The organism is Streptomyces fuscichromogenes (assembly GCF_014645815.1).
Lineage (GTDB): Bacteria > Actinomycetota > Actinomycetes > Streptomycetales > Streptomycetaceae > Streptomyces > Streptomyces fuscichromogenes.
The window spans coordinates 477,792-503,768 of the sequence record NZ_BMML01000004.1; the positions used below are offsets into that span (position 1 = coordinate 477,792).

19 protein-coding genes are annotated in these 25,977 nt (G+C 72.7%); 15 read left to right on the plus strand and 4 right to left on the minus strand.

The genetic code is table 11. From position 1 onward, the window contains the following. Position 1: 1 nt before the first annotated feature. From lysA to IEZ11_RS11480, 3 genes are read left to right on the plus strand one after another with little or no spacing between them, the layout of a single operon-like run. On the plus strand, positions 2-1,354 hold the full coding sequence (lysA, locus tag IEZ11_RS11470; RefSeq protein WP_189262562.1) for a diaminopimelate decarboxylase: 1,353 nt from the start codon (positions 2-4) through the stop codon (positions 1,352-1,354). After that, on the plus strand, positions 1,351-2,244 hold the full coding sequence (locus IEZ11_RS11475) for an alanyl-tRNA editing protein (protein ID WP_189262563.1): 894 nt from the start codon (positions 1,351-1,353) through the stop codon (positions 2,242-2,244). The genes lysA and IEZ11_RS11475 overlap by 4 nt, the downstream gene beginning before the upstream one ends. Next, positions 2,241-4,001, plus strand: coding sequence for a non-ribosomal peptide synthetase (locus IEZ11_RS11480; RefSeq protein WP_189262564.1), 1,761 nt, complete (start codon positions 2,241-2,243; stop codon positions 3,999-4,001). The genes IEZ11_RS11475 and IEZ11_RS11480 overlap by 4 nt, the downstream gene beginning before the upstream one ends. Before the next feature lie 63 nt (positions 4,002-4,064). Here IEZ11_RS11480 and IEZ11_RS11485 read toward each other — a convergent pair whose 3' ends face one another. After that, positions 4,065-5,231, minus strand: a complete 1,167-nt coding sequence (locus tag IEZ11_RS11485) for an acyl-CoA dehydrogenase family protein (RefSeq protein WP_189262565.1) — start codon at positions 5,229-5,231, stop codon at positions 4,065-4,067. A 635-nt stretch (positions 5,232-5,866) separates the two neighbouring features. On the opposite strand from IEZ11_RS11485, the gene IEZ11_RS11490 reads away from it, so the two are divergent. From IEZ11_RS11490 to IEZ11_RS11535, 10 genes are read left to right on the plus strand one after another with little or no spacing between them, the layout of a single operon-like run. Further along, positions 5,867-7,579, plus strand: coding sequence for an ABC transporter ATP-binding protein (locus IEZ11_RS11490; protein WP_189262566.1), 1,713 nt, complete (start codon positions 5,867-5,869; stop codon positions 7,577-7,579). Further along, on the plus strand, positions 7,576-9,324 hold the full coding sequence (locus tag IEZ11_RS11495) for an ABC transporter ATP-binding protein (protein WP_189262567.1): 1,749 nt from the start codon (positions 7,576-7,578) through the stop codon (positions 9,322-9,324). The genes IEZ11_RS11490 and IEZ11_RS11495 overlap by 4 nt, the downstream gene beginning before the upstream one ends. 20 nt (positions 9,325-9,344) lie before the next feature. Continuing rightward, on the plus strand, positions 9,345-10,691 hold the full coding sequence (locus tag IEZ11_RS11500; protein WP_189262568.1) for a phosphotransferase family protein: 1,347 nt from the start codon (positions 9,345-9,347) through the stop codon (positions 10,689-10,691). Positions 10,692-10,695: 4 nt separating this feature from the next. Beyond that, entirely contained in the window at positions 10,696-12,288 is a 1,593-nt protein-coding gene (locus IEZ11_RS11505; protein ID WP_189262569.1) for a condensation domain-containing protein, read from the plus strand. Between the two features lie 35 nt (positions 12,289-12,323). Continuing rightward, entirely contained in the window at positions 12,324-12,608 is a 285-nt protein-coding gene (locus IEZ11_RS11510) for an acyl carrier protein (RefSeq protein WP_189262570.1), read from the plus strand. After that, on the plus strand, positions 12,605-14,053 hold the full coding sequence (locus tag IEZ11_RS11515; RefSeq protein ID WP_189262571.1) for an ATP-grasp domain-containing protein: 1,449 nt from the start codon (positions 12,605-12,607) through the stop codon (positions 14,051-14,053). The genes IEZ11_RS11510 and IEZ11_RS11515 overlap by 4 nt, the downstream gene beginning before the upstream one ends. Beyond that, a complete protein-coding gene (locus IEZ11_RS11520) occupies positions 14,050-15,432 on the plus strand; it encodes an FAD-binding oxidoreductase (protein WP_189262572.1) in 1,383 nt (460 codons plus the stop codon). The genes IEZ11_RS11515 and IEZ11_RS11520 overlap by 4 nt, the downstream gene beginning before the upstream one ends. Continuing rightward, the gene (locus IEZ11_RS11525; RefSeq protein ID WP_229712956.1) at positions 15,429-16,484 is read left to right on the plus strand and encodes an amino acid--tRNA ligase-related protein; all 1,056 of its coding nucleotides are present in this window, start codon (positions 15,429-15,431) and stop codon (positions 16,482-16,484) included. Before IEZ11_RS11520 ends, IEZ11_RS11525 begins: the two co-directional genes overlap by 4 nt. A gap of 5 nt (positions 16,485-16,489) precedes the next feature. After that, positions 16,490-18,028, plus strand: coding sequence for an AMP-binding protein (locus tag IEZ11_RS11530; RefSeq protein WP_189262573.1), 1,539 nt, complete (start codon positions 16,490-16,492; stop codon positions 18,026-18,028). Then, a complete protein-coding gene (locus IEZ11_RS11535; RefSeq protein ID WP_189262574.1) occupies positions 18,028-18,810 on the plus strand; it encodes a hypothetical protein in 783 nt (260 codons plus the stop codon). The genes IEZ11_RS11530 and IEZ11_RS11535 overlap by 1 nt, the downstream gene beginning before the upstream one ends. Positions 18,811-18,823: 13 nt before the next feature. Here IEZ11_RS11535 and IEZ11_RS11540 read toward each other — a convergent pair whose 3' ends face one another. Then, positions 18,824-20,170 carry a protein kinase gene (locus IEZ11_RS11540; RefSeq protein ID WP_189262575.1) on the minus strand — a complete coding sequence of 449 codons (1,347 nt, stop codon included), beginning with the start codon at positions 20,168-20,170 and terminating at the stop codon, positions 18,824-18,826. Positions 20,171-20,373: 203 nt separating this feature from the next. Here IEZ11_RS11540 and IEZ11_RS11545 point away from each other — a divergent pair, with 203 nt between their 5' ends. Then, positions 20,374-21,963, plus strand: coding sequence for an MFS transporter (locus IEZ11_RS11545; protein WP_229712957.1), 1,590 nt, complete (start codon positions 20,374-20,376; stop codon positions 21,961-21,963). Between the two features lie 521 nt (positions 21,964-22,484). Next, complete coding sequence (locus IEZ11_RS11550) at positions 22,485-23,765, plus strand: PP2C family protein-serine/threonine phosphatase (RefSeq protein ID WP_189262576.1); 1,281 nt, start codon at positions 22,485-22,487, stop codon at positions 23,763-23,765. On the opposite strand, the gene IEZ11_RS11555 is transcribed toward IEZ11_RS11550, so the two are convergent. Next, entirely contained in the window at positions 23,766-25,226 is a 1,461-nt protein-coding gene (locus IEZ11_RS11555) for a sensor histidine kinase (protein WP_189262577.1), read from the minus strand. Then, positions 25,223-25,918 carry a response regulator transcription factor gene (locus tag IEZ11_RS11560; RefSeq protein WP_189262578.1) on the minus strand — a complete coding sequence of 232 codons (696 nt, stop codon included), beginning with the start codon at positions 25,916-25,918 and terminating at the stop codon, positions 25,223-25,225. Before IEZ11_RS11560 ends, IEZ11_RS11555 begins: the two co-directional genes overlap by 4 nt. Positions 25,919-25,977: the final 59 nt, after the last annotated feature.

A 25,977-nucleotide genomic window follows, 5' to 3' on the forward strand; every position in this document is an offset into this window, starting at 1 on the left:
GGTGCTGACCTCCACACAACCCGAGTGGCTCACCGAACCGGCCGACCTGAACGCGTTGCCGCCCCGGCTGTGGCCGGCCTCCGCGGAGCGCGCGGCCGACGGCGTCCTCACCGTGGGCGGACTGCGGGCCGACGACCTCGCCGCGGAGTTCGGCACCCCGGTGTACGTCTTCGACGAGGCGGACTTCCGGGCCCGGTGCGCCGAGTTCCGCACCGTCTTCGACGACTTCGACGTCTACTACGCCGGGAAGGCGTTCCTGTGCCGGCCGGTCGCCAGGATCTGCGCCGAGCTCGGCCTGCACCTGGACGTCTGCTCCCTGGGCGAGCTGCTGATCGCGGTCTCCGCCGGCTTCCCGGCGGAGCGCATCGTGATGCACGGCAACAACAAGTCCGCCGCGGAGCTCGCCACCGGTCTGCGCCACGGGGTCGGCCGGATCGTGGTGGACTCCTTCGACGAACTGGGGCTGCTGCGCGAGCTGGCAGCCGAGGCCGGGGTACGGCCGCAGGTCCTGATCCGGGTCAACGTCGGTGTGCACGCCGACACGCACGCCAACATCGCCACCGCCCACGACGACCAGAAGTTCGGGTTCTCCCTGCGGACCGGCGACGCCTCCACCGCGGTCGCGACGGCCCACAAGGCGGACGAACTCGAACTGGTCGGCCTGCACATGCACCTGGGCTCGCAGATCTTCGGCCTGGACTCGTTCGAGGTGGGGGTGCGGCGGGTCATGGAGATCCGTGCCCGGTTCCTCCGCGAGCACGGGGTGTCCCTGCCGGAGGTGAGCCTCGGCGGCGGCTTCGCCATCGCCTACCTGGACCACCACCGGCCCAGCACGCCCGCGGAGATCGCCGCGGGGCTGCGCGAGTTCACCCGGCGCAGCTGCGCGGAGCTCGGGCTGGAGCCGCCCCGGCTGGCGATCGAGCCGGGCCGGGTCCTCGTCGGCCGCTCGGGGATCACGGTGTACCGCGTCGGAACCGTCAAGGACGTGGCCGGTCTGCGCACCTTCGTCTCGGTCGACGGCGGGATGAGCGACAACATCCGCCCGGCCCTCTACGACGGCCTCTACACGGGCGTCCTGGCGAGTCGGCGCTCGACCGCCGGTCCGATGCTCTCGCGTGTGGTCGGCCTGCACTGCGACGCCGGTGATGTAGTGGTGCGCGACGACCACCTGCCCGCCGACACACGGGTGGGTGACCTGCTCGCCGTGCCGAGCACCGGCGCCTACTGCCGGAGCCTGGCGAACAACTTCAACCAGACGCCCCGCCCACCGGTGGTCGCCGTCCGGGACGGCCAGGCACGGGTGTGGCTGCGCCGCGAGACGTACGACGACCTGCTCGCCCTGGAAGTGGAATGACCGAGCCTGCCAAGTTCCGCACGACCGACTCCACCGTGGTCACCTTCCCGTCCGGCGCACTCGACGCCCGCGCCACCGTGTGCCACGTGCTGGCGTCGGACGGCCGGTACGGACTGCTCTGCGACACCACCCCGTTCCACCCGGAGGACCACACCTGGCCGGACCAGCCGGGGGACCGGGGGACCGTGGCGGGCGGCGGCCGCGCGTCAGAGGTGCTGGACAGCGTGATCGGGGCCGTGCACCGGGGCACCGGCGAGGTGCGGGTGGCCGGGGACATCCCGGTCCGCCGCGGTGATCCCGACTGGACCTGGCACGTGGTGCACGTCGTCGCCGACGAGCCGTGGGCGCTGCCGGGGCACGAAGTGCGGTTGTCGGTCGATCCGCGGCGGCGGGCCGGTCTGTCCGCCGGCCACACCGGCTGCGAACTGGTCGGGCCGGCGCTCAACGCCGCCCTGCGGGACCGGTGGGGCAAGGAGGCCGGGCTCGACTCGCTGGGCGCCCCGGACTTCGACAAGATCGCCATCGTGAGCTCGCGGATCGGCCCGCACGGCAGTGTCGACCGCTACCGGATGGGCAGGTCGCTGCGGCGCAAGGGCTTCGTGGCGGACGGCCTGGCCGAGGCACTCGGCGATCTGGAGGCCCAGGTGAACGGGTTGCTCGCGGAGTGGGTGAGCGCGGACGTGCCGGTGGTGGTGCGTACCGACGGACCGACCCTGGCGGATCGGCGGCGCTTCACCTGCGTGGTGCGGCAGGGCCAGGTCACGGCGCCGTGCGGCGGCACCCATGTCGCGACCACCGGGGAACTGGGCCGGGTGGTCGCCCGGCTGGAACTCGCCGAAGACGGCCAGGAACTGGTGCTCAGCACGTCCACGGGAGGGGCGGCGACATGACCGCGGAGACTCTGACCGAACTGTTCGACGACACCGTGGCGCGGTATCCGGAGCGTGTCGCGGTACGCGACGAGAAGACCGCGCTGACCTACCGGGAGCTGGCCTCGCGGTCGACGGAGCTGGCCCGGCGGATCCGCGGACTCGGCGTCGGCCGCGGCGACCTGGTGGGTGTCCACCTCCAGCGGTCGGCCGACGTGTTCGTCGTCCTGCTCGCGGTGCTGCGGGCCGGGGCCGCGTACGTCGCGATCGACAGCCGCTACCCGGACGCGCGGCGCGACCTGATGCTGCGGCTGAGCGGTGTCGAGGTGGTCATCACCGAACCGGCCTGGGCCGGCCGGCTGGACGGTGCCGCGGTCCGGGTGCTGCCCGCCCCGTTGTCCGACGTGCCGCCGGCCGCGGACCCGCTGCCGTCGCCGCGCCCGGACGACGCCGCGAGCGTGCTGTTCACCTCCGGCTCCACCGGTACCCCGAAGGGCATCGTGCTGGAGCACCGCAACGTGGTGGCCTTCGCCCGCAACCCGGCGCTGCCGCGGCTGACCGAGCAGGACCGGATCGGCCAGGTCTCCAGCCTCTCCTTCGACCTCTTCCACTGGGAGATGTGGAACAGCTTCGCGGCCGGTGCCGAGGTGACCGTGCTCCCGCTGGTGCCGGACCTGCTGGCCGCGGGCTTCGACACGGAGGTACGACGGCTGGGGATCACCGCGATGCTCGTCCCGACCATGGTCGCCGGCCATGTCACGGACGAGCAGCCGGACGCGTTCGCCGCGCTGCGGCTGCTCCATGTCGCGGGCGACGTGATCGCGCCGGCGGTCTGCCGGGTCATCCTGGACGCGGGTTTCGACGGCGGCCTCTACAACCTCTACGGACCGGCCGAGTGCACCACGGCGTGCGTCGCGCACCGGATCACCCCGGAGGACACCCGGCGGCAGGCCGTCCCGATCGGCCGGCCGCTGGACCGGGTCGTGGTCGAGGTGCGGGACCCGGAGGGGGCGCCGGTCCCGCCCGGGAGTCCGGGCGAACTGTTCGTCGGCGGACCGCAGGTGGCCCGCGGCTATCTCGGCCGGCCCGATCTGACCGCGGAGCGGTTCTCCGAGCCGGGCGGGCCGGACGGCGCCACCCGCTTCTACCGGACCGGTGATCTGGTCCGGGTCGGCGACGACGGTGTCATCGACTTCCTGGGCCGGGCCGACCGGCAGGTGAAGATCCGGGGTTACCGGGTCGAACCCGGAGAAATAGAACGTTTCTTCCTCGGTCTCCCCGGTGTCCAGGACGTCGTGGTCACCCCGGTCGGGGAGGGCGTCGACCGTCGGCTGGTTGCATTCGTGGTCGAGGGAAGCGGTGCGACCCGGCAGGAACTGCGGGCCGCGGCCGAACGGAACCTGCCCCACTTCCTCGTCCCCGGCGACCTGCACCTGGTCGACAGAATTCCCGCCGATCAGCACGGCAAGCGGAATGTCTCCGAACTCCTCGAAGGGCTGGCCGCGAGAAGCGTCGAGGCTCCGGCGGACGCGATGCCGGGAGGCGTCGAGGAGGAATTCGTCATCACGCTCTGGGAGGAGCTGCTGGGAGTTTCCGGAATCAGTGGTTCCGACAATTTCTTCGCCCTCGGCGGGAACTCGCTCCTTGCCTTTCGTATGCAGCTGAAGATAGAGCGGAGATTCGGTGTGAAAATCGCCAACGCGGAGATCATGAAGAATTCCCGTGCGGTCGAGCTGGCCGCCACGATCAGGGCCGCGGGATCCTCCGGGGCCGAGTGAACGGGCCGGTCCGTGCGAGGGCCCAGGGCGGGAGCCGGACCGGCTCCCGCCCCGGTGTCCGGTTCAGTCGAGGAAGTCCTCGCCGGTGAGCAGCAGTTCGGTGTTGACCGCGTTGAGCTTGTCATTGGCGATCATGACCCGGCCCGAGTAGAGGTCACGCAGGTGGCGGGCCACCGAGAACTCGCCCTCCTCGGAGTAGCCCGCCATGCCGCAGACCTCCAGCGCCAGCGCGGCCACCCGGACCGACTCCTCCGAGGCGGACACCTTCAGCGCGTTGGCCGGCACGGTGAGATCGCGGGGGGAACCCTCGGCGGCCCGGCTGTCGGCGAAGTCCGCGGCCAGGCCCCGGACTTCGGCCCGCAGCATCGTCAGGGTGGCGTGCATGCGTCCCAGCCGCGGGTCCGGGACGAACGTGCCGCTCTGGCGGGCCGCCTTGACCTGCGAGAACCGTACGGCGCGGCGGAAGGCGTCGGTCGCCGTCCCGGTCCAGACCGCGGCCCAGAGGATGTGCGAGAGCGGGACCATGACGCGCGCGGCGATCGCGCTGAACGGCTCGGCCAGCACCTGGCCGCGCGGTACGACGGCCTGGAGGTGCTGCGGCGCGCTGCAGGTGCCGCGCATGCCCAGCGTGTTCCACGGGCCCGTGCGCCGCAGCCTCGCCTGCTCCCGCAGCACCAGCACGAGGACCTGGTCGTCGGCCGCGGCCTGCTGGTCGCGCCGGGCCGTGACCAGCAGGCTGTCCGCCTGCTCGCCGTAGGAGACCGTGGTGGCGTGCTTCTCCAGCAGACAGTCCTCGCCGACCGGGACCAGGGCCGCCCTGCTCATCCGGAGGTTGCCGCCGATGCCGACCTCGGAGGTGACGGAGGCGACCAGGTGCTGCTCGGCGGCGGCCGTACGCAGGTAGTCCGCGAGCAGCGGTCGGCTCTCCGCGCCCGGTGCCAGGCAGGCGAGCTGGAGTTGGTGCATCGCCCAGATCATGCCCGTCGAGCTGCAGTGCCGGCCGATCCGCATGGCGAGCTCCGCCAGCGCGGGCGCCGTCAGCCCGGCTCCGCCGTAGGCGGCCGGGACGGCGGCGGAGAGCAGGCCGCTCTCCTTCAGCGCGTCGATCCCCTGCTGGGGGAAGCCGGCCGTGCGGTCGGCCGTCTCGGCGCCGGCCGACAACGTGTCGCGCAGGGCGTCGACGCGGGCGAGGGCTTCGACGGCGGTGGCGGGGGCAACTGCGCTGGTCATGTGCGAGTCCTCCAGGCGGCTTGCGTGTCGCGGCGCTCGCTGGGCCGCGAGGCGTGGTGCGGCCCGGCGCGGGATGGCCCGCGTGCCGCGGAATGATCGAGGCTGATCGGACGGCTGTCCGGCCCCGAGCCCCGGCTGCCGGGCGGGGCAGGACAAGGGGTGACGCGGCGATCCGGGTGGCACCGGGACGGGCCGGGCCGGAAGGCTGCCGGAGAACCGGCGCGGTCCGGGCATCGTCCTTACGGCCGACGGGACTTGGCGACGTCGGTCGGCAGCCTATATTACGTCACCCGTCCGGGCTGCCGCGATGTTCGCGGGACCTGGTTCATGGATGAATTCAATGCCGTCCCGCAACGCGGCCATTCCGGACGAAATGCTCGTGATCAGGGGCCGAATGACGGGCCGTAAAAGGCCTTCGGGCGTGGTCATTTAATTGGTTGACAGGCGAATGGCGAGACTGCTTCTATGTCGTCAGCCCAATCATGGCGAGCGGTTTCAGGCCCTTGTCCGGTCACTTCGGACTGCGGCTCTCCGTGCTCACGCAGGCAAGGGTTTCACTCGCGAGGGAGTGCAGTGGTGAACGATCGAGGAGTCATCCGGCGTGCGCCGGGTGCGGCCGGCCGGCCGGTGGGCGGATGAGGCGAAGGCTCCACCTGTTCCTGGCCTACTTAGCGCCGCACTGGCGGATCGCGGTGTTCCTGCTCGTGCTCCTGTTCACCGAGGTCGGACTCTCGCTCTGGAACCCGCAGTTGCTGGGCCGCTTCATCGACCGGGCGAAGGACGGCGCCGACGTCGACGCGTTGGTACGGATCGCCCTGCTCTTCATCGTGCTGACCATCGCGAACCAGGTCGTGGTGTCGGTGGCCGGCTACTTCGCCGAGGACCTCGGCTGGCGGACGACCAACCAGATGCGGATGGACCTCACCGAACACTGCCTCGATCTCGACCTGGGCTTCCACAAGGAGAAGACGCCGGGAGAGCTGATCCAGCGAGTCGACGGTGACGTGGCCACCCTGGCCCAGTTCTTCTCCACGTTCACCTTCCAGATCTTCGCCAACGTGCTGCTCTCGCTGGGCATCCTGGGAGTCAGCTTCGCCGCGGACTGGCGGCTGGGCCTGATCCTCCTGGTCTTCTCCGTCGTGGTGATCCCGGTGCTGCGCCGCACTCAGCGGGTGGCCTCGCCGTACTTCCACCGGCTGCGGCAGGACAACGCCGACATCGCCGGCTTCCTGGAGGAGCGGGTCCTGGCGACCGAGGACATCAAGGCCAACGGCAGCGACGCCTGGACCCGGGGGCGGCTCGACGGACTGCTGGAGCGTCTGCGGCGCACCATGCGCACCGAGAGCGTCGCCTTCCGGGCCTCGTCCAGCGCCCTGGAGCTCAGCGTCTCGGCCGCCACCGCGGCCATCCTGGTCACCAGCGCCCTGCTGCTGCACGGCGGGGGCATCACGCTCGGCACGGTCTACGTGAGCTACTTCTACGCGAGCCTGCTCAGCCTGACCCTGTTCCGTATCTCCAACCGCGTCGACGGCCTGCAGACCGCGATGGCCGGCATGGACCGGATCGCCGAACTCTCCGAACGGCAGTCCGCGGTGCGCGACACCGGCCGGGGCACGCTGCCGGACGGCCCGCTCTCGCTCACCTACGACGGCGTGGACTTCGCCTATGTCGACGGCCGTCCGATCCTGCGCCGGGTCGGCTTCCAGCTACCCGCCGGTGAGGCGCTGGGCCTGCTCGGACGCACCGGCAGCGGGAAGACCACGATCGGCCGCCTGCTCTACCGCGGCATGGACCCGCAGGAGGGCTCGGTGCTGCTGGGAGGCGTGGACATCCGCACGGTACCGCTCGCCGAACTGCGTTCCCGGGTGGCCGTGGTGACCCAGGACGTGCACGTGCTGCACGCCTCCGTCCGGGACAACATCACGCTCTTCGATCCGGACGCCCGTGACGAGCGGATCGAGGCGGCGATGGCGGCCCTGGGCATGCGGGAATGGCTGGACGCGCTCCCGGCGGGGCTGGACACGGTGATCAGCGACGGGGCGCTCTCCGCGGGACAGGCACAACTGCTCACCTTCGCCCGCGCCTTCCTGCGCGATCCCGATGTGATCCTGCTGGACGAGGCGTCCTCCCGGCTGGACCCGGCGACCGAGCGGATCGTCGCCGCCGCGGTACGCACACTGCTCCAGGGCCGCACCGCGATCGTCATCGCGCACCACCTGCAGACGGTCGGGCAGATGGACCACATAGCGGTGCTGGACGCCGGCGAGGTCGTCGAGTTCGGCCCGCGCGGCGAGCTGGCCGACACCGCTGGTTCCCGGTTCTCCGCGCTGCTGGCGGGTGCCGCATGAGTACACTCCGAGTCTTCTGGCGGATCGCCCGGTCCGCACCCGGCGTCTTCGCCCTCGACCTGGTGCTGCAACTGCTGCGCAGCGTGTTCCCGCTGGTGCCCGGCTTCGTGGTCCGGGACATCCTGAACCGGCTGAGCACCGGCGGGAGTCTGACCACCGGCTTCTGGGTGCTGATCGCGATCCTGGTGGGCGCCGCCCTGGCCCGGGTCGTCTCGCTGCTGGCCTGTGTGGCGTACGACGGGATCTGCGAGGCGGTCGGCATCGGACTGCTGATGCGCAGCGGCTTCGCCCGGATCCTCGCCAAACCGGGCGCGATCCGGCTCAAGCACCCCACCGGCGACGTGGTGTCCCGGCTCACCGACGACACCACCACCGTCTCCAGCACCGTCGTCTACACGCTCATGGTGGCCGGAGCGGCGGTCCAGGCGTTGATCGCGATCGCCGTCATGGTCGCCGTCGATCCGCTGATCACCGCGGTCGTCTGCGTCCCGCTCGTCGTGGCCGGCTTCCTGATCAACATGGCCAGCAAGAAGATCAAGCAGTACCACCGGCAGGGCCGGGAGGCGGCCGGTGACGTCAGCGCCTTCCTCGGTGACGTCTTCAACAGCATCCAGGCCATCCAACTGGCGGGCGCGAAGCCGCATGTACTGGCCCACTTCACCCGTCTCAACGACATACGCCGTCGGCGGACCGTGCAGAGCCGCCTCTTCACCGATGTCTTCCTCGGCGCGGTCTGGAACAACACGACCGCCATCGGCACCGGACTGGTACTCGTGCTGGCGGCCGCGCACCTGCATGACGGCACCATGCGCGTCGGCGACCTCGCGCTGTTCATCGTCTACGTCGGCTGGGTGACGGACTTCACCTCGCTGTTCAGCCAGAACCTCGCCCTGGTGATCCAGTCCGGGGCCTCGCTCCAGCGCATCGAGGACGCCGTGCCGGGCGCGGTGACCGGCCTGTCCGAGCCCGCGCCGACACCGGCGGCCCCGCCGCGTTCGGCACTGGCCGACCTCAGGGTGCGCGGGCTCGGGTACCGGTACCCGGAGTCCGGCCGCGGGGTCACGGACGTCAGCTTCGACATCGCCGCCGGCGAGTTCGTCGTCGTCACCGGCCGGGTGGGAGCCGGCAAGTCCACGCTGCTGCGTGCCGTCCTCGGACTGCTGCCCCCGACGAGCGGGCAGGTGTGCTGGAACGGCCAGGAGGCCGGCGAGCTGGTCCCGCCCCTGGCCGCGTACACCTCCCAGGTCCCGCGGCTGACCAGTGACACGGTGCGTACCAACGTCCTCGTCGGCCACGAGGCGGACGAGGACGAGGTCCGCCGCGCCCTCGGCACCGCGGTCTTCGAGGCCGACCTCGCCGCCCTGGAGGAAGGCCTCGACACGATGGTCGGCCCCCGGGGGACGAAGCTCTCCGGCGGGCAGGTGCAGCGCGTCGCCGCGGCCCGGATGCTCGTCCGGGAACCCGAGCTGCTGGTCTTCGACGACATCTCCAGCGCGTTGGACGGCGGCACCGAAAGGGAACTGTGGCGCCGGCTGCTGGACGACGGGGAGCGGCGCAGCTGTCTGGCCGTGTCGCATCGCCGGGCCGCGTTCGAGCGGGCGGATCGCATCGTCGTACTGAAGGACGGCGCGGTGGACGCGGTCGGCACCCTTGCCGAACTGCTCGACTCGAATGCCGAAATGCGCCACTTGTGGGCCGGCGCCGCCGATGAGGCCACAGCAGGCGGCGACGGCCGCACCGGGTGAAGGTGAAGGGGGAGCACACCGTGACGGGGACCGAGACCGAGGCACGCACGATCGTCAGCACCGACGACGGGAAACGGGTTCTGGTTCAAGAGGGCGGCGGGCGCTGGTCGTTGCCGCGCCATCCGGCCGGAGCACCGGAGCGCACCCGCGCCGTGCTGCGGGACCGCTGGGGCGTGGACACCGTCCGCCTCGGCACGCTGGCCGACACCGCGAGCGGTCCGGAAGCCGGCCCGGTGTACGCACACCAGTGGTGTCCGGTGTCGTCGGCCGTCGCCGAGTCCGCGCGCTGGGTCGGCGCGTCCGACGTCGAGGCGCTGACCGGTCTCGATCCGGTGGACCGCACGCTGCTCGAAGGGTGGTTCAGCGGTGAGGTCGCCCTCGCGGACGTTCCGTGGACGCGTCCCGGCTGGTACACCGAGGCGACCGACTGGCTCACCGCCCGGCTGCGGGACCGCGGGGACGAACTCACCGGCCCGGTCGAGCAGTTCCTGATCTCGCCCTGGGCGTGCACGTTGCGTGCGCCGACCGCGCAGGGCCATGTCTTCCTGAAGGCGGCGCCGCCGGCCTTCCCCCACGAGCCGGTCCTGACCCAGCGGCTCGGCACCTGGTTCCCGGACAACATCGTCCCGGTGCTCGCCGTGGAACCGGAACGCGGCTGGCTGCTCTCCGCCGACATCGGCGCCTGCACCTACATCGAGGACGTGACGGTCGCCGACGACGTGCCCCGGTACCGGTCGTCGGTCGTGCGGTACGCGGAAATGCAGCGGTTCACAGCCGAACGAATCGGCGAGCTGGCCGAGTTGGGCGTACCGGATCGCAGACCGGGCTCCCTTCCCGGCCTGTTCGAGCGGATGCTCTCCGAGCCGGAACGCCTCGGTGTGGGGCAGGAGTGGGGGCTGACCGTCGACGAGCACCACCGACTCCTGGGTTTCCGGGCGGAGTTCGCCCGGCGCTGTGCCGAGCTGGCCGAGACCGGCCTCCCGGACGTCCTGGTCAACATCGACTTCTGGCACGGCAACGTCTCGTTCCGGCCGCAGGGGGACATCTTCTTCGACTGGGCCGAGACGGGCATCGGCAGTCCCCTGTGCGGACTGACCACGGTCCTGCGGGAGTTCGAACAGAACGAGATAGCCGACGGGGAGCGGGTGCAGCAGGCGCTGGTCGACGCCTACCTGGACCGGTGGACGCCGTACGCGTCCCGGGACCGGATCGCCGACGCGTACCCGCTGGGCCTCCAGGCGGCGATCGTCTGGCGGGCCTGGTCGTGGCGGGACTGCGTCGTGCCCGTGCCCGCGCCGGAGCGCCACGACGGGTTCCGGCACGCGGTCGCGGCCAACCTGCGCAGATTGCTGGCCTTCGTTGACTGAGCCAGTGAAGACCCCGGTGGTGCGCCGTCGTACCGCAGGCGCCCAGTCCCAGGGACGTGGCGAGGCGGAGCTGACGGCGGCGGTGGCCCGCATCTGGCACGACCTGCTCGGTGCCGAGGCCACGGACGACGACGACTTCTTCGAGCTGGGCGGCGACTCGCTGCTGGCCACCTGGGCCGTCGCCCGGATCCAGGACGAGCTCGGCATCGACGTCACCCTCGACGACCTCTTCCGGCAGACCCGGCTGGGCGCGCTCGTCGCCCACTTGCGGCTGCTGCCGGGCCGCCCGCGCAGCGGCGAAGCGGCCGCGGCCGCCGACGGCGGGGAACTCACCGCCGCGGAGCGGGCCGTGTGGCTCGCGGCGGAGCTCGCGCCGCAGCCGACCGCGTACCTCATCAGCGTCGTGGTGCAGGTCCGCGGCGACCTCACCGCGGACCTGCTGGAAGCCGCCCTGGACGATGTGATCACCCGGCACGAGGCGTTGCGTACGGCCTTTCCGCTGGTGGGCACCGAGCCGCACCGACAGGTCGTGGCGCCGGTGCGCGGTCGGGTCCCCCGGGTGACCGAGGCCGATCCGCCCGGTCCGCAGCGGTTGCGCGAACTGGCCGCCGAGGACGCCGGACGACCCGTCGACCTGGAACGGGCCCCCTTGTTCCGGGCCCGGCTGGTCGCCCACCGCGATCGCGCGGTCGCCCTGCTCCTCACGGTGCACCACGCCGTCTTCGACGCCCGGTCGCTGGAGCTGCTGGTCCGGGAGCTCGGCGCGTGCTGCGACGCCCGTGCCGACGGCGCAGCCGCGGACCTCACCCCGGTCCCCGGTCCCGGCGCGTTCGGAGCGCGGCAGCACGCGTGGCTGGCCGGACCCGAAGGGCGGCGAGCGGTCGCGGAGCTCGCCGGGGGCCTGACCGGGCTGCCGGCCCTCGGCCCGTTCCCCGGGACACGGCCGGCCGGCACCGTGCAACGCGTCGGCGCGCACCGCCGGGAGCCGATCGACACGGGTCTCGCGAGCGCCGTACGCCGCCTCGCGCTCCGGCACGGCGCCACGCTGCACATGGTCGGACTGGCCGCCTTCGCCGTCGCGCTGGCCGACCTGACCGGCACCGACGACCTGGCCGTCGGAGCCGCCTTCAGCGGGCGCACCACCCCCGAGGCGCAGAACGCGATCGGATGCTTCGTCAACGTGCTGCCGATCCGGATCCGGACCGGCGGCCCGGAACCCTTCGCCGAGGTACTGGCCCGGGTCCGGGAGGCCACCCTCTTCGTCGCACGCCACCAGGACGTGCCGTTCGACAGTGTGCGCGCCTGGTTCCGGCAGGAGGGCGCCGTGCCGCCCGAGATCCGGGTGGCGTTCGGCGCGCAGGACGTGGCGAGACCCACGTACCGCGGCGAGAGCTTCGAACTGATCGGCCGCGAGGCCGACACCGAGCAGGCCCGGCTCGATCTGACCTGCTGGCTGGAGGCGGCGGGAGAAGACGGTCTGCAGGCCTTCTGGACCTACCGTCCCGGCCTGCTCACCTCATCGGACGTCGCCGGCCTGCATCAGCGTTTCGTCGGTGCGCTGCGGGACGGGACCGGGACGAAGCCGGCGGACAGCTGAATCCGTTTCGGCCACCATGAAGCACTGGAGAGAATATGCAGGACAGTCATGCGCCGGCCGACCGGACCGCCGCCGACCGGGCGACGGCCGTGGTCACCGAGGAATGGTGCCGGGCGCTCGATGTGACGGACCCCTCGCCGGACGACGACTTCTTCGCCGAGGGCGGTAACTCGCTGCTGATCGCCTCGCTGATCGACCGGGTGGAGCGGCGGCTCGGCATCGTGTTCCCGGTCGAGGTCGCGTTCATCGACGGCACGCTGGGAGCCCTGACCGACGCCTGCGCGGAGCGACTCGTGACGGCCGAGGGGACCACCGCGTGAGCGGCGCCCTGCCGCGGCTCGGCGTGCTGCACGCGCCGAACGCGGCCGCGAACCTGCGCGACCTGGTGCTGGCGGGACGCGACCGGTGCGAGGTCGTGCTCCTGGTCCGCCGCGACGTCGCCGCGGCCGAGCCGGACCTGGTCCGCCTCGGACAGGCGCTGGCCACCGTCGTCGTCATCGGCGACGACGTCACGCACGAGCTGGCCGGTCTGGGCCTGGACGGCCTGGTGACCTTCCACGACGCGGAGTTGGAGGCGTGCGACGCCGCGGTGCGCGAGCTGGGCCTGCCCGGTGCCACCGAGGCCGACCAGCCGTGGGACAAGCTGGTGCAACGGCGCCTGCTGAACGCGGCGGGCGTCTCCACGGTGCGTTCGGCACCGGTCGACTCACCGGCGGGGCTGTTCGAGGCGGCGGCGGAGATCGGGCTGCCCGCGGTCCTCAAGCCCCGCCGCGGCACCGCCAGCACGGACCTCGGCTTCCTGACCGGACCCGCCGATCTGGAGGCCGAACCCGGCCGGCGGGAGCGCTGGGCGGGCCTGGTGCTGGAGCAGATGATCCAGCGGGCCCCGCATCCGTCCGGCCGCCGCTGGCTGGCCGACTACGTGTCGGTGGAGACGGTGACCCACCGTGGCCTGCACACGCATGTGGCCGTCTTCGACAAGACACCGCTCGCCGTGGCCGGTGGCACCGGGCCGTCCCGCCACGCGGTGCGCGAGACCGGCGACGTACTGCCCGCGCAGCTGCCGCCGCACGTGTACGACGCGGTGCTCGCGACCACCTCCGCGGCGCTGACCGCGCTGACCGTGCGGGACCGGGTGAGCCACACCGAACTCCGGGTCTGCGCGGACGGGGTGGAGGTCATCGAGGTCAACGGCCGGCTCGGCGGTGAAGTGGCCGGAATGATCGGCATGATGGGCGGCTCCGACCTGGTCCGGGCCGCGTTCGACGTGGCACTGGGCCGACGCCCCGAACTCGCCGCACCGACCCGGCCGGAGGTACTGGTCAGTCTGTACGTGCCCTTCCCGGAACGGTCCGGTCCGGTCCGCTCGGCCGTCACCCGGCCGCAGGTGCGGGAGCTGCCCGGCGTGGTGCGGGTGGACGAGGTCGCCCAGCACGGGGCCGCGCGGTCCGACACCGCGTTCCACGCGGTCAAGGTGCTGCTCACCGCGGCCGACGCGGACTCGGCGGGACACCTCGTGCGCTCCGTGGCGACCAGGGTGGCCCGGCTGTACGAGGCCGACGGCCTGGGCGCCGACCCCTGGCTGCGCCAACTGACCGATGACGGCGACGAGTCGGACGCGGAGCCCGACAGCGCGAGACCCGTCGACGCGACCCCCGACGGCGCGGCACCCGGCACCACAGGACCTGACAGCGCAGCACCCGGCACCGCAGCACCCGACAGCGCAGCACCCATCGGCGCGGGAACCAGAGGAGACACCGTATGAGCAGGCCGGTCGAGGAGGCCCTGCGAGCCGCCCTGTGGCCCGGCGACCCGGGCTACGACGAGGCCCGCCGGGTATGGAACGGCATGATCGACCGACGGCCGGCCGTCATCGCCCGTTGTTCCGACGCGGCCGACGTGGCCGCCGCGGTGCGGTACGCGACCGCCGCCGGCCTCGCGGTGACGGTGCGCGGCGGTGGCCACAACGTCGCCGGCCTCGCCCTGGCCGACGACGCTCTGCTCATCGATCTGAGCCCGATGCGGAGCGTCGAGGTGGACCCGGTGCGCCGGCTGGCGGTCGCCGGGGGCGGGGCGCTGCTCGCGGACCTCGACGGCGCCACCACCCCGCACGGTCTGGCCTGCCCCGTCGGTGTGGTCTCCGAGACCGGACTGGGCGGTCTGGCACTCGGCGGCGGATACGGCTGGCTGGCCCGCAAGTGGGGCCTGACCTGTGACCATCTGACCGCCGCCGAGGTCGTCCTGGCCGACGGCAGCACGGTGCGGGTGTCCGAGGACGACCGTCCGGAACTGCTCTGGGGTCTGCGCGGCGGCGGCGGGAACTTCGGCGTCGTCACCGAGTTCACGCTGCGCCTGCGGCCGGTGGACGAGGTGTGGGTCCGCTCCGCCGTGTACCCGGTCGAGCAGGCCGGTGACGCCCTGCGGGCCTACCGCGACGCCATGCCGTCGCAGCCGGACGACCTCCAACTGGTCGGCGCCTTCAAGCGGGCACCCGCGGCCGACTGGATACCGGCGCGGCTGCACGGACAGCCGGTGCTGGCCTTCACCACGGTGTGGCTCGGCGCCGAGGGCGGTCCGCAGGCCGCCGCGGAGCTGTTCGCCGACTGCCCGCCCGCCGGCTCGTTCGAACGGGTCATGCCCTTCGCCGAACTGCAGGCCATGGGCGACGGCAGCGAACCGGCCGGCCGGCGGTACTACACCACCTCCGGCTATCTCGCCGACCTGCCCGCCGATGCCGTCGACGTCCTCGTCCGGTACGCGGTCGACGGCCTGACCAGGTACTCGACCATCGATCTCGGTTACTTCCGGGGCGCGGTGGCACGTGTCGACGACGACGCCACCGCCTTCCCCTCACGAGACGCCTCGTTCATCTGCTCCGCCTCCGCGGCCTGGGACGACCCGGCCGGCGACGAACACGGCCGGGGCTGGGCCGGCGGACTGCTCCGGGACCTCGGGCCATGGCGGTCCGAGGGCAGCTACGTCAACTACACCCAGCGCAGCGGCCGCAGCGCGGCGGAGGTCTACGGCGCTCACCGCTATGCCCGGCTGGCCGCGCTCAAGGCGGAGGTCGATCCCGCCAACATGTTCCGCGGCAACCACAACATTGCCCCTCGCCCACTCGCGTCTGAAGGACGACTTCGATGAAGACCGCTGAGATGATGTCGACCAACTCGCCGACCGCCCCCCGCCTCTGGGCGGACGCCGACGGAGGCTTCCGACGCACACTGGACTCCCCCTGGGCACGTCTCGTCGCGGACCTCCAGGACTCCGTGGTGCGCGCCACCTACACCTACGCGCACAGCCGCGGCGTACGGGCCCTGCACTTCCCCATAACCACCCGGACCGTCACCTGCCCCACCGGCCTCGGCAGCGACTCGGTGCCGGTGCCGGTCCAGGTCAACGGCGTGGAGACGTACCTGGCCGACTCGATGCAGTTCATGCTGGAGTACGGCTGCCGGATCGCCCCGCAGGGCTGCCACAACATCCTGCCCTGCTTCCGCGGGGACGTGCCCGACGCGACCCACCTCGGGCAGTTCGTGCACAGCGAGGCCGAGATCCCCGGCGACCTCGACGACCTCGTCGACTACGTGAACGGCTATGTGCGGGCCATGGCCTCCGCCGTGCTCGTCGAACACGGCGACACCCTGGGCCCCCTCCTCGGCGGCCTCGACCACCTGGAGCGGGTGGCGGTCGACGAGCAGCCCTTCGAACGGCTGCGCTTCGACGAGGCGGTCCGGCTGCTCAAGGGCGAGGGGGTCGTCACGTCCGCCGACGGCGCCCGGTCGCTGAGCCGGGCGGCCGAGCGCCGGCTCATGGAACTCGTCGGCGAGTTCGTCTGGGTGACCCACTTCGACCACCTCAGCGTCCCGTTCTACCAGGCGTTCTCGGACGGGGACGAACGGGTGGCGGAGAACGCGGACCTCTACTTCGGTATCGGCGAGGTGGTCGGGTCCGGGCACCGGCACACCACGGGGGAGCAGGTGCGCGCCGGTCTCGCACTGCACAAGGTGCCCGAGCACGAGTATGCCTGGTACGCGCAGATGAAGGACGAGGCCCCGATGGCCACCTCGGGGTTCGGGCTCGGCGTGGAGCGGTTCCTGCTCTGGGCGCTGCGCCACGACGACATCCGCGACATCCCGCTGGTCTCCCGCATCGCGGAAGAGGCCGCCTGGCCCGCCTCGGTCGACCGGCCGTGACCCGGATGCCCGATGCCCGGCCGCTCTACGACTGGTTCGGCGCGACCGCCGTGCGTACCCCTGACGCGGTCGCGCTCGACACCGCCGAGCAGCGGCTCACCTATGCGGAACTGGCCGGCCTGGTCGAGCGGGTGGCCGCCGGTCTGGCCCGGCACGACGCCGCGACGGTGGGCCTGTGCACCAGCGGCACGCTCGGCGGCTACGTCGGCTACCTCGCCGTGCTGCGGCTGGGCCGCACCGTGGTGCCCGTGAACCCGCGCTCTCCGCTGGTCCGTAACCGCTCGGTCCTGGAACAGGCGGGTGCCGGACTGGTCCTGGCCGACGGCCCGTCGGCCGGCGCCCTGCGGTCCGCCGACGGCGAGGAGCCGTGGGCCATGCCGATCAGGCTGCTGGAGGAACTCCTCCAGGGTCCGCCGGCCACCGCACCGGCGCCGGACCGCACGGACCGCCCCGCGTACATCCTGTTCACCTCGGGGTCGACCGGCGAGCCGAAGGGCGTGCCGATCACCGACGCGAACGCCGCGGCGTTCCTCGGCTGTGCGATCGACCGGTACGAACTGGGCCCGGACAGCCGGGTCTCGCAGACCTTCAGTTTCACCTTCGACCCGTCCGTCCTGGACCTCTTCGCCACCTGGGGGGCCGGCGGCACCCTGGTGGTGCCGGAGAAGCGCGAGTTGCTGATCCCCGCCACGTACGCCCGCCGCCGGGCCCTGACCCACTGGTTCTCGGTGCCCTCGGTGATCACGCTCGCGCAGCGGTACCGGGCACTGCCCCCGGGCGGTCTGCCCGATCTGCGGTGGAGCGTCTTCATGGGCGAGCAACTCACCCTGGACCAGGCACGGGCCTGGGCGGCGGCCGCGCCCCGCAGCGTGATCGCCAACGCGTTCGGCCCCACCGAGCTGACCGTGCTCTGCGCCGACTACCGGCTTCCCGCCGATCCGCGGGACTGGCCCGACACCAGCAACGGAACGGTGCCGATCGGTACGGTGTTCCCGCATCTCGACGCCGTCCTGCTGGACGGGAACGGCCGCCCGGCGGACGAGGGGGAGTTGTGCGTACGGGGCGCCCAGCGGTTCGGCGGCTATCTGCTCGCCGACCACAACACCGGGCGGTTCCTCGGCCCGGCGGGAGCGCCCGTGGAGCCGACGGCCAGACAGGTCCCGGCCGATCACTGGTACCGCCCCGGCGACCGGGTGACGCGGGAGCAGGGGGTGCTGGTGCACCAGGGGCGACTGGACCGCCAGGTGAAGGTACGGGGGCGGCGCATCGAACTCGGCGAGGTGGAGGCGGCGCTGCGCAGGTGTCCGGGCGTGACCGAGGCCGTGGTGTTCGACGTGCCGCGGCCCGGCGAGGGCGTCCACCTGCGGGCCGTGCTCACCGGTGATGCCGACCGGGGCGTGGACCTGCGCGGGGAGGTGGCACGGCTGGTGCCGGACTACGCCGTGCCGGAGAGCTATGTCTGGCTGCCGCAGCTGCCGCTCAACCTCAGCGGCAAGGTGGACCACCGTGCGCTGCGGCACGCCGTCGTGGACGAGGGGTGCTGATGGACAGGCAGTTGTGGCGGTGCCTGCGCCGGCCGGAGGGCTCCGCGGGCACCGTGCTCGCGGTCGACTTCGGTCCCCGGCCGAACCAGCAGGGTTTCGCCCGGCTGGCCGCGAACCTGCCCGGCGGGGAGGGGGTCTACCTGACCGTGCCGCCCGGCATCGGCACGGACCTGCGGGGCGAGGCGGAGCCGGAGCGCTATGTGGACCGCTGGGCGGCCGCGCTGCCGGAGCCGGACCGCCCGGTACGGGCGATCGTGACGTTCTGCGCCGGCGCCGCGTTCGCCGACGGCCTGCGGCGGGCCTGCACCGGCCCGGACGGGGCACCGGCCCTGGTCACGATCGACCCCACGGAGGTGGGCGGGGAGCTGCTGCACTCGGAGTTCCTGGCCGCCACCGAGACGTTCCGGGCCCATCTGGACGAGCAGATGTTCGCCGAGGTCACGGCTGTCCGCGACACCCTGGCGGACCCGGACGACCTGCCGTCGGTCGCCGAGCGGCTGCGGGAGGAGCAGCGGCGCGTCGTGGAACACGCCACGGCACGGGCGGGTATGCCCGAGCATCTGCGGGCGATGCTGTGCGCCCGCTTCGCCGACTACCTGGGTTACCTGGTCGCGGCCGCGCGCCGGCCCGGCCCGGTGGAGCACGCGACGGTCATCGCCTCCGCGGACCACCCGCTGCCCGGCTGGTGTGCCGACCACCCGTCCAGGCTGGTCACCGAACACGACGATCTGCTCGGCGACCCGCAGGTCGCCCGGCTGGTGCACGGGGCGCTCAGCGCGTGAGCCGCGGGAGCCGTCACCCCGGGTCGGCGGTCCCGGTCACGGCGGCCGCGGCCAGCCGGCGGGTGAGCCGCTGGATCTGCCGGGCGGGGTGAAGCCGGGCGAAGCCGGGCTCCGTGGCCAGGCGGTCGGCGAGCCCGGTGAACCGGGCCGTCGGCGCGTCCGCGCAGATCTCCTGCGCGACGGCGGCCAGGTCACGCAGGTCCCGGGTCACCGCGGCGGCGGTCGGAGCGTCGTCGCCGACGGCGGCGGTCGCGGCGTGGTGCCAGTCGGTGATCTGGAGCTCCGGATCGCTCCAGCCGTCCCCCACCCGCTCGCCCTTGGCCGGCCGCGAGGTGCCTATCACCGCGCGCGTGCTCAGTGCGCCGTGGGCGATCTCCCGGGCGTGCGCGTGGGCGAGCGCCGAGCCGATCTGCCGGATCATGTCGGCCCGGGTGTCGGGGGTGAGGCGGGAGCGGTGCAGGGCCAGAATGTGGTCGAGGCGGAGCAGGTTCTTCTTCTCCACATGGAACATCAGCACTGGCCCGGACGCGTGTTGCTCCAGGGTGTCCACCGTGACGATGCCCGGGTGGTCGAACTCGCGCAGCAGCAGGTACTCGCGCAGGACCGCCGCGTCCGTCTCGGCGCGGGACCGGCCGGCGGCGTAGACCCGGACCCGGCACGGTGCCTTGTCCCAGACCGTGCTCCAGGCGACGAAGTCCTGCCATCGGTCGGTCAACGAGACCGGTTTCGCGGTCAGTTGCCAGGTGCCGACCCGGGGCCAGTGCTCAACCGGACGCAGGCCGACCCGGTCCAGCAGGGTGGGCAGGGCCCGCAGGAACCGTCGGCCGGGCCGGTGCCCGCGGTCGTTCGCGGGCTGTCCCAGCAGGTCCCGGGTGACGCGGGGCAGCGACGGCTCGACCGGCTCGTCGGGGCCGAACACCCCCTGTGCGTCCGGTCCGTCGAGGTCGACGGGTGAGCGCGAGTCGCTGAGGAACGCCGAGCCGCGTACCTCCGGAACGGTGAGGAACCGGCCGGCCGCGGCCCGGCGCAGTACCGCGGTGAGGTGTTGCGCCTTGACGGCGGCGACGGCGCGCGTGCTGTCCGACACCTTCGTGTTACGGCCGTGGGTGCGCAGCCAGAAGCCGTTGTCGTTGTGCAACCGCCCCTGGGAGGTGTCGACTTCGAGCAGATGCAGCCCGCCGGGGCCGGCCACCAGCAGATCCACGCTGTGCAGATGACCGGTGTCCGACACGAAGGAGAAGTTCGCCCAGGCGCGGTGCCGGCCGTCGTCCGGAAGAGCGCGCCGGATGGGTTCCACGGCTGCGGGCTCGTCGGAGAAGAACCACGGCGTGACAGTCGTCCAGCGATCGTCTCGTATCAAACCCGGGGTCCTTGGAGCCTTCGCGAAGGAGTTTCAGGGGCAGTGGACATGAACGCTAGCAGACCTGGCAGGGCTCACACGGCTGTGTGCCGGCGCCCGGCGCGATCGTGATATTGGGCAGTCTATTGACCGACGTGAAAAAACTGCCCTACATTCGCTGCGCATCCCGCCGTCTCCCGCAGGACCGCTCAAAGGGGAGCCCCGTGTCCACTGAAACGCGCTCGCAATCCGGCCCCACGTCCCTCCGCGAACCGTCCGGCCCACTGCCCGTCGGCACTCTCGTCGCCGGCTGTTTCGCGGTCTGCCTGGCGCAGATCGCCCTCGCCATGCCGGCCACCCTGAACGGCCTGTTCCAGCAGGACCTGCATCCCGTCGGTTCCCAGCTGACCTGGATCTCGGACGCGTTCCTGCTGCCCGTCACCGTGCTGGAGCTGACCTTCGGCGTCCTCGGCGACCTCTTCGGCCGCAAGCGGCTGCTGGTCGGCGGCGGCGCCCTGCTCGTCGTCGGCGAGGCGCTGGCCGCCGCCAGTACCGGCATCCACATGCTCTGGGTGGGCCAGGCCGTCGCCGGTCTCGGCGCGGCCGCGCTGTTCCCGACCTCGCTGGCCGTGATCGCCGCCGGCACCCACACGGCCCGGGACCGCGCCCGTACGATCACCGTCTGGGCCGCCGCCCTCTCCAGCGGCGGGTTCATCGCGCCGGTGCTCGGCGGTATCACCGGCAACTACGGCTCCTGGCGCTGGGCCTTCGTCGTCGTCACCGGGCTCGCCGTGCTCAGCACCCTGCTCAGCGGGCTGCTGGCGCAGAACTCCAGCGCACCCGAGGGCCGCTCCCTCGACCTCGCCGGCCAGATCACCGTCGGCATCGGCATGTTCGCCCTGCTGTACGCGGTGATCCAGGGTCCGTCGGACGGCTGGACCGCTACCCCGGTGGTGATCGCGTACGTGGTCGCGGCGGTCTTCATCGCGCTCTTCGTCGTCGCCGAGAGCCGGGCGGCCGCGCCGCTGCTCCGCCTCGACCTGTTCCGCAACCGGGCCTTCGCGGTCGCCTCGTTCGTCGCCGTGGTCGGCATGTTCAGCTACCTCGGCACGGCCTACGCGACCAGCATCCGGCTCGGGCCGATCCAGCACCAGAGTCCGCTGCGCGGCTCGTTCGCGTTCATCCTGCTCAACGCCTGGACCCTGCTGTTGCTGCCGCTGATCTCCCGGCTGCTGGAGAAGGTCAGCCCGCGCTGGGTGCTGGGGGCGGGCCTGGCCCTGATGGCGGCCGGTGACTTCGTCGCGGCCGGCCTCCCGGTCCACGACCGGGCCCTGACCTCGCTGATCCTCCCGATCGGCCTGGTCGGCATCGGATTCGCCCTCACGGTCTCCTCCATCACCGCGACCGCCGTCAACACCGTGGAGGTCCACTACGCGGGCATGGCCAGCGCGTCGACCAGCCTGCTGCGGGACTTCGGCTTCACCCTCGGCCCGGCCGTCATCGGGGCGATCGCCCTCAGCCGGGCCGCCGACGAGTTCACCCGGAAGCTCGCGGACTCCGGCCTCGGCGCCCAGGTCAAGGCGGCGGCCGGGCAGGTCGCGGCCGAGGGCGGCCCGCTCGCCGTCAACTCGGTCCCCGCCTCCTCACCGCCCGGTGGCGCGGCACCCCTCGCCCTGGAGGCCCTCGGCAACGGCTACGCCGTCGGCTACGTCGTCTGCGGCGTCGCGGCCCTCGTCTGCTGCCTCCTCAGCGTGATCGCCCTGCGCGGGAAGGCCGACCAGACGGCCACACTCGGCATCACACCGACCCCCTGACCAGCCCCACCGCCCCCGAAGCACCCCAACCACCGCCCCGTTCCCACACCCCAGCCACAGCCCCGCCACCGGGCGGTAGTCCTGCCGTCGGGCGGTAGCCGTGCCGCCGGGCGGCAGTCCTGTCGTCCGGCGGTAGTTCTGCCGTCCGGCGGTAGCCGTGTCGTCCGGCGGTAGTTCTGTCGTCCGGCGGTAGCCGTGCCGCCGGGCAGTAGTCCTGCCATCCGGCGGTAGCCGTGCCGTCGGGTGGTAGCCCTGCCGTCCGGCGGTAGTCCCGTCGCCGGGCGGCAGCCCCGCCGTCCGGCGGCAGCCCCGCCGTCCGGCGGTAGTCCTGCCATCCGGCGGCAGCCGTGGAGCAGGAGAGCGCGCAGCCGCGCAGCGGCACAGCCGGAGAGCCGCGCAGCCGCACACCTCCTGCGCAGCCGCGGAGCCGCAGAGCCGCAGAGTCGGTCCCGGCCGGGGGCGGGAAGTGTGGGGTGTCGGTGGCTGGTGCTCGGAGCGGTGGGGTTTGAGACTCTGTGAGGGTGTCGGGTGTCACGCGATGGTTCCAGTCCCGCCGGGGGACCGTGTCCGCCGACGGGCCGGGCGTCGGCGTCGATCGGTCCGGGCAGGTCAGGGCGTTGCGCACGGCCGCGGCCGGTATCGGCACCAGCCTCGACGAGGCCACCACCTGTACGGAACTGACCCGGGCCGCGGTACGGCTGGCCGGCGGCGGCGCGGCCGTGCTGCGGCGCGTCGGCGACACCTTCTCCGGCTACGATTCGGTCACCGGCGACGCCGATCTGCTGCCCGACGCCCGCTGGGCGACAGCCGTGGCCCTGGACGCGGGCACCCCGGCCGCCGACCACTGGGCGGACCCCTGGCTGTCCCGCCCGCTGGGCGACCGCACCCGCCCGGCCCTGTGCACGCCCCTGACCAGCGGCTCCGACCAGTACGGCGTGCTGGTCTGCGCCCGCGAGGGAACGGCCTTCGCCCGCGCGGAGGCCGAGCAGCTGGCCCTTCTCGCCGAACACGCCGCCTCCCACATCCGGCACGCCCGCGAGTACGAGGAGCTCAACCGCACCGCCGGCGATCTCCAGCGGGCCCTGCTCGCCGAGCCGGGCCGGCCGCACCCGAACCTGGACGTGGCGATCCGCTACCTCCCGGCCGGCGGGCGGGTCCTGGTCGGCGGCGACTGGTGCGAGACCGTACGGCTGCACTTCGGGCGCACGCTGCTCGTCGTCGGCGATGTGATGGGCCACGGCCTGGAGGCCGCCGTCGACATGAACGCGTACCGGTCCTCGCTGCGCTACATCGCCGCCTCCGAGCTGCCGCCGCACCGGGTGCTGCGCCAGCTGGACGACATCGCCGCCGCCGAGGCGGACCGCAGACCCGCCACCTGCCTGCTCGTGCGCGTCGACCCCGGCCGCGGGCAGGTCACCCTGGCCAGCGCCGGACACCTGCCGCCCGCGCTGATCACCAGGGGAGGCCGTACCGCACTCCTGCGGGTCCCCGTCGGCCCGCCCCTGGGCACCGGCTTCGGCGGCTACGAGTCGGCCACCCACCAGTTCGAACCCGACGAGGCGCTGGTGCTCTTCACCGACGGCCTGGTGGAACACCGCGACGAGGACATCGACCGCTCCCTGCACCGCCTCGCCGACCTCCACTTCACCCCCGCCGTCGGCGTCGACAGCCTCCTGGAGTCCATCCTCAACCGCCTCGACGCCCGTCATGCCGAGGACGACGTCGCGGTGCTGGCGGCCCGCCCGCACCCCCGGCCGGGCGGATCCGGTCCCGAGGCGGTGCAGGCGCAGGCGGAGGGCTAGTCAGCGCGCCGGCGCGGCGGCCGGCCTCCTGGGCAGCGTCAGGGTGAACACCGTGGCGGCCGCCGAGCCGTCGCCCAGGCCGATGGTGCCGCCGTGCGCCTCCACCAGCGCGCGGGCCACCGACAGGCCGAGCCCGCTGCCGCCGCGGTCGCGGCTGCGGGCCTTGTCGACGCGGTAGAAGCGGTCGAAGACCCGGGCGCGGTCGGCGGCCGGTATGCCGGGGCCGTGGTCGGCGACGCCCACCGACGCCGAGCCGTCGCTGACCGCGACCGTCACGGACACCGGGGTGCCGGTGGGGGTGTGGACGGCCGCGTTGGTCAGGAGGTTGTCCAGGACCTGGCGGATACGGACCGGGTCGAGGCGGAGCGGGACCGGGTCCGGGCCGGCCGCGACCGTCAGCGGGTGGTCGGCGTGGGCCGCGCGGAAGGCGTCGGCGGCCTCCCGTACCAGCTCCGTCAGGTCGGTGTCCTCCAGTCGCAGCGGGGTCTCCACCTCGGCCGCGTCGAGCCGGGCGAGCAGCAGCAGGTCGTCGAGGAGGATGCCCATCCGGGCGGCCTCCGCGCGCAGCCGGGCCAGATGGCGGTCGCGTTCCTCGGGCTCGTTGGCGGCGGCGTACTGGAAGAGGTCGGCATAGCCGCGTACCGACATCAGCGGGGTGCGCAGCTCGTGCGAGGCGTCCGCGACGAAGCGGCGCAGCCGCTGCTCGGCCTCGGCGCGCACCGCGAGGGAGTGGTCGATGTGTTCGAGCATCGTGTTGAAGGCGGTGCGCAGCTCCTCGACCTCCGGCCCGCCGCCGCGCTTCGCCGCGCGCAGCGGCAGCCGGGCCGCCGACTCCGTCAGGTTGTGCGAGGCGATGCCGTGCGCGGTGTGCGCCATGTCGCTCAACGGCTCCAGGCCGTGCCGCAGCAGCCGGCGGCCGAACACCACCAGCGCCAGCAGCGCCAGCCCGAAGGCGACCACCTGGACCGTGACCAGCTGCCGAACCGTGTCGTCGATGCTGTCCATGGGCGCCCCGCTGACCAGGACCACCCCGGGCTCCACCTCACAGCCCCGCAGCCGGTACTCGCCCTCGTCGGTCAGGTCCTTGGTGCGCAGCACCTCCGTGCCCGCGGCGATCTGCGCCTTCGCCACCGAGGTGAGCGGCGCGATGTCCGAGGGCAGGTCACTGCTCTCCTCGGGCTTGCGCAGCACCGGGGTGCCGTGCGAGACGTCGTACACGGCGTAGTACCAGCGGTAGTACTTCTTGCCCTGGAGGGTGCCGTTCTGCTCGATGCTCTTCGACTGGGCGGTCTGGGCGAGCCCGAGCTGGTCGTCGAGCTGGGCCGACAGGTAGTCCCGCATGTAGGTGGTCAGGGCCGTGCCGACGACCGCGAACACCACCAGCGCCAGCGCCCCGAGCCCCAGCGCGAGCCGGGTGCCCAGGCGCGTGCTCCGGTACGAGTGCAGCAGCCGGCCGATCACTCCGCCGCCTGCTGCCGGATCACGTACCCGAAGCCGCGCACGGTGTGGATCAGCGGCTCCCCGCCGGCCTCGTCCATCTTGCGGCGCAGCCGGCTGACCACCAGCTCGACGACGTTGGAGCGGCCGCCGAAGCCGTACTCCCACACATGGTCGAGGATCTGCGCCTTGGTGAGCACGGTCGGCGACTTGCGCATCAGGTAGCGCAGCACCTCGAACTCGGTAGGGGTCAGGGAGAGCGGCCGGTCGCCGCTGCGGACCTCGCGGGTGTCCTCGTCCATCGTCAGATCCGCGACCCGGAGCACCGAGCGCTGGAAGCCGGGTCCGGCACTGCGCCGCAGCACCGTGCGCAGCCGGGCCATCAGCTCCTCCACCGCGAACGGCTTGACCAGGTAGTCGTCCCCGCCCCGGGTCAGCCCCGCGACCCGGTCGGCGACCCCGTCGCGGGCCGTCAGGAACACCACCGGCACCATCGTCCCGGAGTGCCGCAGCCGGTCGAGCACCCCGAAGCCGTCCAGGTCGGGCAGCATCAGGTCGAGCACGACGATGTCCGGCCGGAACTCGGCGGCGCGGGCCAGCGCGTCCTCACCCGAATACGCGGTCACCGCGTCCCAGCCCTCGTACCGCGCGACCGTCGCGACCAGGTCGGCGATCGGCGGGTCGTCGTCCACGACGAGGAGTCGTACTTTTTCCACCCGCTCATACTGCGCCACCCGGCCGTGGACGCCAGACCCGTGCTCACACAGAAAACACA

What these genes read in the sequence shown, in the direction of transcription:
- IEZ11_RS11475 (WP_189262563.1), top strand. Translation starts at nt 1,351, where the DNA reads ATGACCGAGCCTGCCAAGTTCCGCACGACCGACTCCACCGTGGTCACC.
- IEZ11_RS11480 (WP_189262564.1), top strand. Translation starts at nt 2,241, where the DNA reads ATGACCGCGGAGACTCTGACCGAACTGTTCGACGACACCGTGGCGCGG.
- IEZ11_RS11485 (WP_189262565.1), bottom strand. Translation starts at nt 5,231, where the DNA reads ATGACCAGCGCAGTTGCCCCCGCCACCGCCGTCGAAGCCCTCGCCCGC.
- IEZ11_RS11490 (WP_189262566.1), top strand. Translation starts at nt 5,867, where the DNA reads ATGAGGCGAAGGCTCCACCTGTTCCTGGCCTACTTAGCGCCGCACTGG.
- IEZ11_RS11495 (WP_189262567.1), top strand. Translation starts at nt 7,576, where the DNA reads ATGAGTACACTCCGAGTCTTCTGGCGGATCGCCCGGTCCGCACCCGGC.
- IEZ11_RS11510 (WP_189262570.1), top strand. Translation starts at nt 12,324, where the DNA reads ATGCAGGACAGTCATGCGCCGGCCGACCGGACCGCCGCCGACCGGGCG.
- IEZ11_RS11520 (WP_189262572.1), top strand. Translation starts at nt 14,050, where the DNA reads ATGAGCAGGCCGGTCGAGGAGGCCCTGCGAGCCGCCCTGTGGCCCGGC.
- IEZ11_RS11525 (WP_229712956.1), top strand. Translation starts at nt 15,429, where the DNA reads ATGAAGACCGCTGAGATGATGTCGACCAACTCGCCGACCGCCCCCCGC.
- IEZ11_RS11530 (WP_189262573.1), top strand. Translation starts at nt 16,490, where the DNA reads ATGCCCGATGCCCGGCCGCTCTACGACTGGTTCGGCGCGACCGCCGTG.
- IEZ11_RS11535 (WP_189262574.1), top strand. Translation starts at nt 18,028, where the DNA reads ATGGACAGGCAGTTGTGGCGGTGCCTGCGCCGGCCGGAGGGCTCCGCG.